Below are 12,444 nucleotides of genomic sequence, written 5' to 3'. Positions count from 1 at the left end.
TCACAGCGCGCCTGTGCTGGAAAGCCCGGCTGGGCTATACTGCCGCGTTTTTGGGGTGGCTGCCGTTTTCGGCGCGGATGAAAGCAAAGTCCCCAGCCCGGCTTTTACGATTTGAGAAGGTGATATGTTCGATAACCTGAGCGACCGATTATCGTCGGCACTGAAAAAAGTCACAGGTAAGGCCCGCCTGACGGATGACAACATCCGCGACACCCTGCGTGAGGTGCGCAAGGCGCTGCTTGAGGCAGACGTGGCGCTGCCTGTGGTCAAGGCGTTTGTACAGCAGGTCCGTACCGCGGCCGTTGGGCAGAAAGTCAGCAAGGCGCTCAACCCCGGTCAGCAGTTCGTCAAAATCGTACAGGATGAGCTGGTCAAGGTAATGGGTGAGGCGGCCACGCCGCTGAACCTGGCGGTGCAGCCGCCGGCGGTAATCCTTATGGCGGGTCTGCAGGGTGCGGGTAAGACCACCAGTGTGGCCAAACTCGCCAAGTACCTGCAGGAGCGTGAGAAAAAGAAGGTGATGGTGGTCAGTGCGGACGTGTACCGCCCAGCGGCCATCAAGCAGCTGGAAACCCTCGCGGGTGAAGTGGGTGCGCTGTTCCAGCCTTCCGAGGCTGATCAGAAACCTGTAGATATTGCCCGTCAGGCGATGGATGCGGCGCGTAAGCAGTTTGCTGACGTGCTGATCGTGGATACCGCCGGTCGCCTGCACGTGGATGAGGAGTTGATGGGTGAGATTCGTGAGCTGCACGAGTTCCTCGGCCCCGCAGAGACCCTGTTCGTCATCGATGCCATGATCGGTCAGGACGCGGTGAATACCGCCAGCGCCTTTAATGACGCCCTGCCGCTGACCGGTGTCGTGCTGACCAAGGCCGACGGTGACGCCCGCGGCGGTGCCGCACTGTCCGTGCGCCATGTGACCGGCAAGCCGATCAAATTCATTGGTGTGGGTGAGAAGACCGACGCCCTGGAAACCTTCCATCCGGACCGTATCGCCTCTCGTATCCTCGGTATGGGTGACATCCTGTCCCTGATCGAGCAGGCCGAGCAGACCATCGACAAGTCGAAGGCCGAAAAGCTCGTCAAGAAAGTCCAGAAGGGCAAGGGCTTCGATCTGGAAGACCTGCGCGACCAGCTGCAGCAGATGCAGAACATGGGCGGTCTGGGTGCTCTGATGGACAAGATGCCCGGTATGGGCGGTCTCGCCCAGGCGGCGCAACAGGCGGATATGGGGAAAGAGTTCCGTCGTATGGACGCCATCATCGGCTCCATGACGCCGGATGAGCGCCGCAACCCCGATATTCTCAGCGGCTCCCGCAAGCGCCGGATCACCGCCGGTTCCGGCACCCAGATTCAGGATCTGAACCGCCTGCTCAAGCAGCACAAGCAGATGGGTAAGATGATGAAGAAACTGAAGGGCGGCGGCATGAGCAAGATGATGCGCGGTCTCGGCGGCATGCCTGGAATGGGCGGTGGCGGCATGGGTGGCGCCGGTATGGGTGGCATGGGCGGAATGCCCGGCGGCCTGCCCCCGGGCTTCAAGAAAAAGTGATTCGGGAGGGTGCGGCAGGGCCTGTGGTGCCTGTTACCGCTGGCGGCGGATTCGCTGCTATACAAACCCGGTTGCGTACATTAGAATACGCCGCCTTTCAGCGAGCTCCGGCTTGTTGAACATTGATTTAAAAGCAGATTTCCGCCTCGGCGGTTTCTGAAATACCGCCGAGAGGCGGGATGTTCCGGTCATAATCCCTGACCGGTTAGTGTTGAAACTACAGGATAGCTACATGGTAACCATTCGTTTGGCTCGTGGCGGTGCGAAGAAGCGCCCGTTTTATCACCTGACTGTGACCGACAGCCGCAAATCCCGCGACGGTCGTTTCATTGAGCGTGTTGGCTTCTTCAACCCGGTTGCACGTGGTCAGGAAGAGCGTCTGCGCATCGACCGTGATCGCGTTGAGTTCTGGGTAGGCCAGGGCGCGCAACTGTCTGATCGCGTCAGCAAGCTGATGAAAGAATCTGCCTGATTCTTCGATCCCTGATTGGCTGTATTCCGGGGTGTCCCTGTGACTGAAAGTTCGGTAACTAGCGAAGCGTTGGTCACGGTGGGGCGCATTACCTCGGTGTATGGCGTACGCGGTTGGGTAAAGGTGCATTCCTATACCGAACCGATGGAAAACATACTGCAGTACTCCCAGTGGTGGCTGCACAATCCCGCCGCTAAGGGTGATCCCCAGTGGCAGCCCCTGGAGATTGATGCTGGTAAGCATCACGGCAAGGGCTTGATCATCCATATCAAGGATGTGGACGATCGGGATATCGCCGCGCAGCTTTGCCAGCGGGACATCGCCGTTATCGGTGGTGAAATGCCCCAGCTGGAAGAGGGTGAGTACTACTGGCATCAGCTGCAGGGCCTGCAGGTGGTGAGTGTGTTTGAAGGTCGTGAGACTCCCTTCGGGGAAGTGGTGCGACTGATGGAAACCGGTGCCAACGATGTGATGGTGGTGCGTGGGGGGAGCGACGGGCGTGAGCGCCTGATTCCGTACCTTCCCGGTGAATTCATCACCAATGTGGATCTCACTACTGGTGTGATCACGGTCGATTGGGATCCGGAGTTCTGATGGCTGCCAAGCGCATTGCGCTGGTGAGCATCTTTCCAGAGATGTTCGCGGCACTGACCGACTACGGTATCAGTGGCCGGGCAGTGAAAGACGGTTTGCTGGAAGTGCGCTGCTGGAATCCCCGGGATTTCACCAGTGACCGCCACCGCACCGTGGACGACCGCCCTTACGGCGGTGGCCCCGGCATGGTGATGCTGGCAGAGCCTCTTTCCCAAGCCTTGAAGGAGGCGCGTAACTGGGCGGAGGAAACTGGCCCCGCAAAATCTATCTACCTGTCCCCTCAGGGGCGGCAGTTGGATCAGCAGGGCGTTGAGCAGCTCTCCGGCAGTGGCAATCTGGTATTGCTGGCGGGCCGTTACGAGGGAATTGACGAGCGTATCGTCGATACCCTGATCGATGAAGAGTGGTCGATAGGCGATTACGTGCTGAGTGGTGGCGAACTTGCTGCCATGGTACTGGTGGATGCGGTAACCCGTCTGATCCCCGGTGCGCTCGGACACAACTTGTCTGCGGTGGAGGACTCCTTCGCCCAGGGACTGTTGGATTGCCCGCACTACACTCGCCCGGAAGAATTTGCGGGCATGACGGTGCCGGAGGTATTGCTTTCCGGTAACCACGAGAAGATTCGCCGCTGGCGCCTCAGGCAGGCCCTGGGCCGGACGCAGCAGCGCCGCCCGGATCTGCTGGAATCGCTGGCGCTGTCCCCGGAGCAGGCGAAGCTGTTGGACGAGTTCCTGCAGGAGACTGAATCCGGAGAGCAGAAATAACGTCGAATTCGCCGTGAGGCGAGAGTAATTCGGCCATCTAGCCGAGAGGCTACATAAAACCCTTTTGGAGAACTCCAAATGACCAACAAAATCATTCAGCAGCTGGAAACTGAACAGTTGAAAGCGGAATTGCCGGCTTTTGCCCCGGGCGACACCATCGTTGTTCAGGTAAAAGTAAAAGAAGGTAACCGCGAGCGTCTGCAGGCGTTTGAAGGTGTTGTAATTGGCAAGCGTAACCGCGGCCTGAACTCCTCCTTTACCGTGCGTAAAATTTCCCACGGTGTTGGCGTTGAGCGTACCTTCCAGACCCACAGCCCGCTGGTTGACAGCATCGCTGTGAAGCGTCGTGGTGACGTTCGCCAGGCCAAGCTGTACTACCTGCGCAGCCTGACTGGTAAAGCGGCTCGAATCAAAGAGAAGCTGGCCAAGTAAGCTTTACTTGTTCAAAAAAAACCGGAGCCTGGCTCCGGTTTTTTTATGTCTGCGGTTTGGCCTTGCGGTGCGTGATACGTCACAAGGGTGATGGGATATTCGCGCGACGTTTGGTGTCTGGGATTAGCGTTTGCGCTGATTGTGTAGTAAAACGCGTCAAACGTGCGCCAATGCCATCCCGAGCATCCTGTCGGATGCCATACTGGGCTGGAACCGGCACCCGCGGGTATGGTCTGAGTAAGGTCTTTCATGGGTCAACAGTGACGAATAACACCGGAGTAACTCCCAAGATGAATTTTCTAGCCAAGTCTCTCAAGCCGCTCACTGCGCTGGCAGCTACCGCTGCGCTGCTGATGGGGCAGCCTGCCGTTGCCGTCGATGAGGCTGTGGCGAAACAGATCAAGGCCAAGCTGACGGCGAGTAACCCCAATGCGAGCTTTGGTGAGGTGCGTGAAAGTGCCATGCCGGGCATGTATGAAGTGGACATCAGTGGCGGTAATGTGCTGTTTGTATCCAAAGATGGTGGTCACTTTATTGCGGGGGACCTGTTTGAGGTGACCCCACAGCGAGTGGTCAATCTCTCCGAGCAGCGCCGCGGCAAGAACCGCGCAAAAGTGATGGACGAGCAGAAGCTGGACGACATGATCGTCTTCTCGCCAAAAGGAGAGACCAAAGCCCACGTCTATGTATTCACAGATGTTGACTGTGGCTACTGTCGCAAGTTGCACGACGACGTGCCCGAACTGAATCGCCGCGGTATCGAAGTGCGCTATCTGGCATTCCCTCGCGCCGGCCTGAACTCGGTGGGTTACCGCAAGGTGGCGACTGCCTGGTGTGCGGATGACCCCAACAAGACACTGACCGATCTCAAAAACCGCAAGAATGTGCCTCTGAAGGTGTGTAACGACAACCCGGTGGCGGCTCAGTACAAGCTGGGTAACGAGGCGATCGATGTGCGCGGTACGCCCACTATCGTGATGGAAGACGGTACCGTGGTGCCGGGCTATGTGCCCCCGGAGACCCTGGCCAAAGCGCTGGGAATCTAAGCCGGATACTTCATTCGGTTGCGCGCTCAAAGGTCGGCTTTTGCCGGCCTTTGTCGTTTCTGGCAATGTGGGAGAATGTATTTGGGGTGGATTGGATCAATGCCTGGCCGGTTTGGTGATCTTATGACCAGCTTGCGCAATTTAATTGACAATTTCCCCCCTGTCTCAGTAAGGTTGTCGACCTTTTTTCGATTTATACGCCAGTTATTGCGCTGTGTACCATCAAGTCATGCGCGGAGGGAAGTTGTGAGCGCATTCGCCGACGAAGCCACCCAGGTCTCAAAAAAATCACCCGCTACAGGCAGTGTGCCTGTAGTCCGTATCGGTATTTGCGGTCTTGGAACCGTAGGTGGCGGTACAGTCAATGTTATGGCGCGCAACTGCGAGGAAATCGCGGCGCGCTGTGGCCGTCCGGTTGAAATCGTTCAGATTGGTGCCCGCCGGGACAATCCGGACTGCGACACCAGCCAGATGAATATCACCCGCGATATTTTTGACGTTGCCAATAATCCCGACGTCGATGTGCTGGTTGAGCTGATCGGTGGCACCACCGTAGCCCGTGAGCTGGTGTTGACCGCGATTGCCAACGGCAAGCACGTAGTGACCGCCAACAAGGCGCTGATCGCCGAGCACGGCAACGAGCTGTTCGCAGCCGCCGCGGAGCAGGGCGTGACCATCGCCTATGAAGCCGCCGTTGCCGGTGGTATTCCCATTATCAAGTCCCTGCGCGAAGGCCTGGTAGGCAACCGCATTCAGTGGCTTGCTGGCATCATCAACGGTACCGGTAACTACATCCTCACCGAAATGCGTGAAAAGGGCCGAAGTTTTGACGAGGCCCTGGCCCAGGCCCAGGCGCTGGGTTACGCAGAAGCCGATCCCACTTTTGACGTGGAAGGCATCGATGCGGCCCACAAGCTGGTCATCATGGCGTCCCTGGCATTCGGTATGCCGCTGGCCTTTGACAAGGTGTACACCGAAGGCATCAGCGGTGTGGCTAAGGAAGACATCCAGTATGCGGATGAACTGGGCTACCGCATCAAACATCTGGGTATTGCCCGCCGCACCAGCGATGGTGTGGAGTTGCGTGTACACCCGACCCTGATTCCCCAGCGTCGCCTGATCGCCAATGTGAACGGTGTGATGAACGCGGTACTGGTTAATGGCGATGCCGTGGGCCCGACCCTGTATTACGGTGCCGGTGCCGGTGCTGAGGCTACCGCTTCTGCGGTGATTGCGGATATCGTGGATGTGGCGCGTACTCTGAATGTGCGTCCGGACCAGCGTGTACCGCTGGCGGGCGTCACTCAGGACAGCCAGGGTAACCTGGACGATGTCCTGCCCATGAGCGACGCGGAAACCAGCTACTACATGCGTATTTCTGCCTTCGACAAGCCCGGTGTTATGTCCAAGGTGGCGACCATCTGCAGTGAGCAGGGCATTAGTATCGAAGCGCTGATTCAGCACGAGCCGGCGGAAGACGAAGAGCTGGTGCCGGTCGTACTGCTGACCAGCCGCGCTCGCGAGGCGCAGTTGCAGGAAGCGGTAAATCAGATCGAAGCCCTGGACAGCATTCAGGGGCCGGTAGTACGCATTCGTGTGGAATCCCTCGGCTGATTGCACTCTGCAGGCCAACCTTTAAGCTGGCGAGCGGTTCCCGCTCGCCAGGTTTCAACTAATTAATTGCGCACTATCGAATTACCGTGAAATTTATCAGCACCCGCGGCCGCGCGCCGTCTTTGAGTTTTGCCGACACCGTTCTCACCGGACTTGCCAGTGACGGTGGCCTGTACGTACCGGAAAAATTACCCACCTTTACCCGCGAAGAAATCGCGGATATGGCTGGCCTGAGCTATCAGGAATTGGCCTTTCGGATTATGTGGCCGTTTGTATCCGAGGATCTGACCGAAGAGGAAATGCGCGGAGCTATCGATCGCGCCTACAGCAGTTTCCGCCACAGCGCCATCGCGCCGCTGGTGCAAACTGGTCACAACGAGTGGGTAATGGAGTTGTTTCAGGGGCCGACCCTGGCATTCAAGGATTTTGCCCTGCAGTTCCTCGGCCAGTTGTTCGACCTGCTGCTGAAAAAGCGCGGCGAAAAAGTGGTGGTACTGGGTGCGACGTCCGGCGATACCGGCTCCGCTGCCATTGAAGGCTGCCGTCACTGCGACAATATCGATATTTTCATCATGCACCCGCACAATCGCGTATCGGAAGTGCAGCGCAAGCAGATGACCTCGGTACTGTCCGACAACGTATTCAATATCGCCCTCGAGGGTAATTTCGACGATTGCCAGAACATGGTGAAGGCGAGTTTCGCCGATCAGTCGTTCCTGCCCGATGGTCGCCGCCTGGTTGCGGTGAACTCCATCAACTGGGCGCGGATCATGGCCCAGATCGTCTACTACTTCCATGCATCTCTGAGTCTGGGCGGCCCGCATCGCGCGGTGAACTTCTCCGTGCCTACGGGGAATTTCGGCGATATTTTTGCCGGTTACCTGGCGAAGAGTATGGGTCTGCCGATCAACCAGCTGGTGATCGCCACCAACGCCAACGATATTCTGCACCGCTGCATCAGTGCCAATGACCACTCTCCCAAGCCACTGGTGCACAGCCTGTCGCCGAGTATGGACATCATGGTGTCCAGCAACTTCGAGCGCTTGTTGTTTGATCTGTACGATCGCGACGGCGCAGCGGTTGCCGATCTGCTGGCGGACCGCAGTGCGCCGCTGAAGCTGGACGAAAAGGTGCTGGAAAAAGCGCGCACCCTGTTTGCTTCCGAGCGTGTCGGTGACGAACGCACCGTGGAAGTGATCCGAGACGTGTACGAGTCCACGGAGTACCTGCTGGATCCCCACACCGCCATTGGGGTGGAAGCCGCGCGTCGCGCGCGCAAGTCCAGTGCCGAGCCCATGGTCTGTCTGGCCACTGCGCATCCGGCCAAATTCAGTGAGGCCGTCGACAAGGCGCTGCCGGGCACCAAGGTGCCGCTACCGCACCATATGGAGGATCTGCTGGAGCGGGAGGAGCGGTTACAAGTTCTGCCAAACGAGCTTTCTGCGGTACACGATTTTATCGCTCACGCCCTGGGTTAACCTCGGCGTCGCTGTCCGGGTAGAATGAGGCTAACTCCAAGACTTTAGCCTCAAGCGAACGGATGCGATGAACGCGATTATTCGACGACGGCCAGTGGATTTGTCCTCTGGCCGTTTTACGTCCTCCACCCCCGAAATTCTGCAGCGCGTATTGCTGGGCCGCGGTGTCCACAGCGACGACGCACTGGACCACCAGCTGGCGCGCCTGCACAGCCCAATGTCGATGCGCGGCCTGGAGGCGGCAGTTGCGCTGCTCACCGACGCCATACGCGCACAACACAAAATCCTCGTTATTGGCGACTTTGATGCGGACGGAGCCACGAGCAGTACCCTTGCGGTACTCGCCCTCGGCGCGCTGGGCGCGGGCCCCGTGGATTTTCTTGTGCCCAACCGGTTTGAATTTGGCTACGGCCTCACCCCGGAAATCGTCGAGGTGGCGAAGGAGTACAACCCGGACCTACTGATTACCGTGGACAACGGCATCAGCAGTATCGATGGTGTTAACGCTGCGCGTGAAGCGGGTCTCAAAGTCATTGTGACCGACCACCATCTACCGGGCGAAGTACTGCCCGAGGCGGATGCCATCGTCAATCCCAACCAGCCCGATTGCGAATTCCCCAGCAAGAACCTGGCGGGTGTCGGGGTAATTTTCTATCTCCTCAGTCGCGTCAAAAGTGCGCTGCAGGCAGAGGGCTGGTTTGAGGAGACCGGTGTTACACCGCCCAATATGGCGGAGTATCTGGATCTGGTTGCCCTTGGTACCGTCGCCGACCTGGTGCCGCTGGATCAGAACAACCGCGTTCTGGTACATCAGGGCATCGCGCGTATTCGCGCGGGTCGTTGCCGTGTGGGTATTCAGGCGCTGATGGAAGTGGCCGGTCGCGATCGCAGCCGCCTTTCCACCACCGATATCGGTTTTATTCTCGGCCCGCGTATCAATGCCGCCGGGCGCCTCGACGATATTGGTACCGGCATTCGCTGCCTGCTGACGCAGGACCCGCTGGAAGCGCGGGAGCTGGCAGCGGAACTCGACGGCCTGAATCGCGACCGCAAGGCCATTGAAGCGGGTATGCAGCGGGAAGCCATGGCGGCCCTCGAAAAACTGCAGCTCGCGGAAGAGGGATTGCCCTGGAGCCTGTGCCTGTACGATGGCGACTGGCACCAGGGTGTGGTGGGCATTCTCGCCAGCCGCATCAAGGAAAAATTCCACCGCCCAGTCATTGCCTTTGCCGATGGCGATAACAACCTGGTAAAGGGTTCAGCGCGTTCCATCCCCGGCTTGCATATTCGCGATGCTCTGAGTGATGTGGCGGCGGCGCATCCGGATCTGATCAGCAAGTTTGGTGGTCACGCCATGGCCGCGGGTCTCAGCCTGCCGGCTGAAAATCTTGCGGCATTCACCGATGCGTTCGAAGTCGCTGTACGCAGCCGCCTGAACGAATCCCAGCTGCAGGCAATTATTGAGACCGATGGTGAATTGCAGCCGCACGAATTCTCCATGGAAACCGCCGCGCTGCTGCGCGCCTGTGCGCCCTGGGGACAGGCGTTTCCCGAGCCGGAATTTGACGGTGAGTTTTTGATGTTGCAGCAGCGGATTGTGGGCGAGCGCCACCTGAAAATGACGGTGGCACCGGTTGCCGCGCCGCAACAGGCGATTGACGCCATCGCTTTCAATGTCGATACGGATTGTTGGCCCGCGCAGGTGGACAAAGTCCAGCTGGCGTACAAACTCGATATCAACGAATTCCGCGGGCGGCAGTCACTGCAGCTGATGGTCAGCCATATCAGCCCGCTATAAATCCCCAAAACAGGCCTACAAGCAGTCTCCTACAGCTCGAGAGTTTCGAACTTATATGCATCAAAAACAGACCCGCGCCGAATTGCTGCTCCTGATCGCCGCCTTACTCTGGGGGATAGCGTTCGTCCCACAGAAAATGGCCATGGAGCACCTGCCGCCACTGGCCTTTAACGCCTGGCGTTTTCTGCTGGGCGGATTGATCCTGATTCCATTGGTGTACTGGCTGTCCTCCCGCAAGGAGGTCGCTACAGAAGTGGCCACGCCGGAAGAGGGCGCTTCGGTGAAAATGGGCTGGCGTCAGTGCCTGCCCGGCGGTGCCATTCTGGGCTTCTGGCTGTTTCTGGGTTCTGCGCTGCAGCAATGGGGGTTGGTGTATACCGGCGCCGGGCGCGCCGGGTTTATTTCCGGTATGGAAATGCTGCTGGTTTCGGTGATCGGTCTGTCCCTGGGTGTGGCGACCAACCGCTGGACCTGGGCGGGGATCGGTGTGGCCCTGATCGGTCTCTATATCCTCGGCGACTTCTCGCAAGAGTCCCAGATGATTGGGGACCTGCTGGTTTTTTCCGGCGCCTTCGCGTTTGCCTTACAGGTTTTGACCGCCGACCGTCTGGTAAAGCGCTATCACGCCCTGCGACTGGCGGCCATCCAGTTTATTTTCTGCGGGCTGTTTTCGACCGCGGCATCGCTGATGATCGAGCAGGCCACCTTGCAGGGCGCCATTGATGCCGCCTGGCCCATTGCCTATATGATGATTTTCTCCACCGCCATCGCGTTTACGTTCCAGCTGCTGGGGCTTCGCCACGCGGCCACATCTCACGCTACGGTGATTATGAGTCTGGAATCGGTGTTTGCACTGATTGCTGGCTGGTTGATTTTGAGCGAGGTGTTTACCGGCCATGAACTGCTGGGCTGTGGTTTGATGTTGGCGGGTATGCTGCTGAGCCGCTACGGCGCTCACGCGGGCACTCATCACTGAGTCTGCTGGATATGGGTGTAATCGACTTTTCTGTGCTGGCGCTGTTTGTGCCGACCTTCTTTTTCGTATCCATTACTCCGGGTATGTGTATGACCCTGGCGCTGACCATGGGGATGGCGTTTGGGGTAAAGCGCACTCTGTGGATGATGCTGGGTGAGTTGTGCGGCGTGGCAGTGGTCGCGATTGCCGCCGTACTGGGTATTGCGGCGTTTATGCTGAAATACCCGCAGGCCTTTCAGATCTTTAAATACTGCGGTGCCATCTACCTGGCGTATCTGGGCATACAGATGTGGCGCGCGCGGGGGCGGATGGTGTTGGTGGAATCTTCCGGCGAGGCGCCCGCGCCCGTCTCAGCATTCTCCCTGGCGTCTCAGGGGTTTATTACCGCGGTAGCCAATCCGAAGGGCTGGGCATTTTTTATTGCCCTGCTGCCGCCGTTTATCAATCAGGCCAAGCCGCTCCTGCCGCAAATGACGGTATTGCTCAGCGTGATCCTGTTGCTCGAGTTTATCTGCATGCTGATTTATGCCAGTGGTGGGCGCACACTGAGTCGCTTGCTACATCGTGGAGAAAATGTCAGGCTGATGAATCGCATCGCGGGCACTTTGATGTTGGGCGTGGGTGTTTGGCTCGCGCTAAGCTGAATTGGTTGGAATGGATTTGATCTGCAACAGGAAATGGAGAGCAACTATGCGTCAGCCTTGGATTCACTCGCTGTATATGGCCATTTTGGTGGTGGTGATGGTGGGCTGTGATGCCTCTCACAACAAGTCTGACAAGGGGGCTGACCCGGGGCAGACGGAGGAGAAGCAAGTGCCTGCAACGAGCCCGGATTCCCAGACGAATGGTGCTCAGGACGAAACTGCGGGCGCAGCAACGTCAGGGGACACCGCGGACAGCAGTAGCAGCCTTTGGGTAATGCAGCCTCGAGGCAATCGCCAGTGTGAGGGTGGAGGCCGTTCACTTGAAGCGAGCGCAGCACAGTTGGCGGAAAATGGTATCAAGGTTCAGGAAAGTCGCTGTGCTACCCGCACCGATCGCATGTATCCAAGTGTCTGCGGTGGCGCCACCGGCGATCTGCTGGTGCATCGGATCCCGGCGAGCTTTCTCGACGCGGCCCTGGAGTTGGGCTTTGATCCCGCCAAGCCGGGGCAGTATCAATTTGGTGACTGCCCGAATGTGAAGCCTGGCGGGTCTTCAGCCTATTGATCTCCCTGTAGAGGAGTTATTGACCTTCCTTCAGGGGGAAAGCGCACACTAATTGCCTCTCTGTTGTCGTCGGAGAGGGGATTATTGTGAGGCTAAACCTATGAATATATCTCAGGCTGCCGCTCAGGCGGGCTTATCATCCAAGGCGCTGCGTTACTACGAGGCCGTTGGGCTGCTTGTACCGGGGCGAGGGGCGAATGGTTATCGAGAGTATTCGCCTGCAGATGTGAGTACCCTGCAATTTATCCAGCGCTCACGGGCCTGCGGGTTCGCCATTGAGGAAGTGCGTGAGCTCCTCTCTTTGTACCGGAATCCGTCTCGGCGCAGTCACGATGCAAAAGTGCTCGTGGAAGAAAAGCTCAATCAGGTGGAGCAGCAGTTACAGAGCCTGCGGGCTATGCATTCCACGCTGACCGAGCTGGCTGACTCCTGCGCCGGCGACAACTCCCCCAATTGTGGCATTCTCGATCAGTTGGCCAGCGGGAAGTAATGGAAACTGGGGTGGC

General features: G+C 58.3%; 13 protein-coding genes. All 13 read left to right on the top strand.

Going from position 1 to position 12,444, the window contains the following annotated elements; all coding sequences use genetic code 11:
- Nucleotides 1-124 precede the first annotated feature (124 nt).
- The 13 genes from ffh to ACYX4K_RS08320 all read left to right on the top strand — a co-directional run bounded on the left by ffh (nucleotide 125) and on the right by ACYX4K_RS08320 (nucleotide 12,428).
- Nucleotides 125-1,552, top strand: coding sequence for a signal recognition particle protein (gene ffh / locus ACYX4K_RS08380; RefSeq protein ID WP_475092572.1), 1,428 nt, complete (start codon nucleotides 125-127; stop codon nucleotides 1,550-1,552).
- Nucleotides 1,553-1,784: 232 nt separating this feature from the next.
- Nucleotides 1,785-2,024 carry a 30S ribosomal protein S16 gene (gene rpsP, locus ACYX4K_RS08375; protein ID WP_043315722.1) on the top strand — a complete coding sequence of 80 codons (240 nt, stop codon included), beginning with the start codon at nucleotides 1,785-1,787 and terminating at the stop codon, nucleotides 2,022-2,024.
- Nucleotides 2,025-2,063: 39 nt separating this feature from the next.
- Entirely contained in the window at nucleotides 2,064-2,618 is a 555-nt protein-coding gene (rimM, locus tag ACYX4K_RS08370; RefSeq protein WP_475092573.1) for a ribosome maturation factor RimM, read from the top strand.
- Nucleotides 2,618-3,385 carry a tRNA (guanosine(37)-N1)-methyltransferase TrmD gene (trmD, locus tag ACYX4K_RS08365; RefSeq protein ID WP_475092574.1) on the top strand — a complete coding sequence of 256 codons (768 nt, stop codon included), beginning with the start codon at nucleotides 2,618-2,620 and terminating at the stop codon, nucleotides 3,383-3,385. Before rimM ends, trmD begins: the two co-directional genes overlap by 1 nt.
- Before the next feature lie 78 nt (nucleotides 3,386-3,463).
- Entirely contained in the window at nucleotides 3,464-3,817 is a 354-nt protein-coding gene (gene rplS, locus ACYX4K_RS08360) for a 50S ribosomal protein L19 (RefSeq protein WP_475092575.1), read from the top strand.
- A gap of 290 nt (nucleotides 3,818-4,107) precedes the next feature.
- Nucleotides 4,108-4,863 (top strand): DsbC family protein, encoded by a 756-nt coding sequence (locus tag ACYX4K_RS08355; protein WP_475092576.1) that lies wholly within the window; start codon nucleotides 4,108-4,110, stop codon nucleotides 4,861-4,863.
- Nucleotides 4,864-5,232: 369 nt separating this feature from the next.
- On the top strand, nucleotides 5,233-6,477 hold the full coding sequence (locus ACYX4K_RS08350; RefSeq protein WP_475093939.1) for a homoserine dehydrogenase: 1,245 nt from the start codon (nucleotides 5,233-5,235) through the stop codon (nucleotides 6,475-6,477).
- Nucleotides 6,478-6,563: 86 nt separating this feature from the next.
- Nucleotides 6,564-7,955, top strand: a complete 1,392-nt coding sequence (thrC, locus tag ACYX4K_RS08345; RefSeq protein ID WP_475092577.1) for a threonine synthase — start codon at nucleotides 6,564-6,566, stop codon at nucleotides 7,953-7,955.
- 67 nt (nucleotides 7,956-8,022) lie between these two features.
- Entirely contained in the window at nucleotides 8,023-9,753 is a 1,731-nt protein-coding gene (gene recJ / locus ACYX4K_RS08340; RefSeq protein WP_475092578.1) for a single-stranded-DNA-specific exonuclease RecJ, read from the top strand.
- A gap of 55 nt (nucleotides 9,754-9,808) precedes the next feature.
- Complete coding sequence (locus tag ACYX4K_RS08335) at nucleotides 9,809-10,729, top strand: DMT family transporter (RefSeq protein WP_475092579.1); 921 nt, start codon at nucleotides 9,809-9,811, stop codon at nucleotides 10,727-10,729.
- Between the two features lie 11 nt (nucleotides 10,730-10,740).
- Nucleotides 10,741-11,373: a LysE family translocator gene (locus ACYX4K_RS08330; protein ID WP_475092580.1), complete on the top strand. Its 633-nt coding sequence runs from the start codon at nucleotides 10,741-10,743 to the stop codon at nucleotides 11,371-11,373.
- Nucleotides 11,374-11,419: 46 nt separating this feature from the next.
- The gene (locus tag ACYX4K_RS08325) at nucleotides 11,420-11,938 is read left to right on the top strand and encodes a hypothetical protein (protein ID WP_475092581.1); all 519 of its coding nucleotides are present in this window, start codon (nucleotides 11,420-11,422) and stop codon (nucleotides 11,936-11,938) included.
- 100 nt (nucleotides 11,939-12,038) lie between these two features.
- On the top strand, nucleotides 12,039-12,428 hold the full coding sequence (locus ACYX4K_RS08320; protein WP_475092582.1) for a MerR family DNA-binding protein: 390 nt from the start codon (nucleotides 12,039-12,041) through the stop codon (nucleotides 12,426-12,428).
- Nucleotides 12,429-12,444: the final 16 nt, after the last annotated feature.

It is taken from the genome of Microbulbifer sp. ABF4_107, assembly GCF_056312215.1.
The sequence above is the reverse complement of the archived record's forward strand: the minus strand, read 5'-3'. Positions and strand labels throughout refer to the sequence as shown.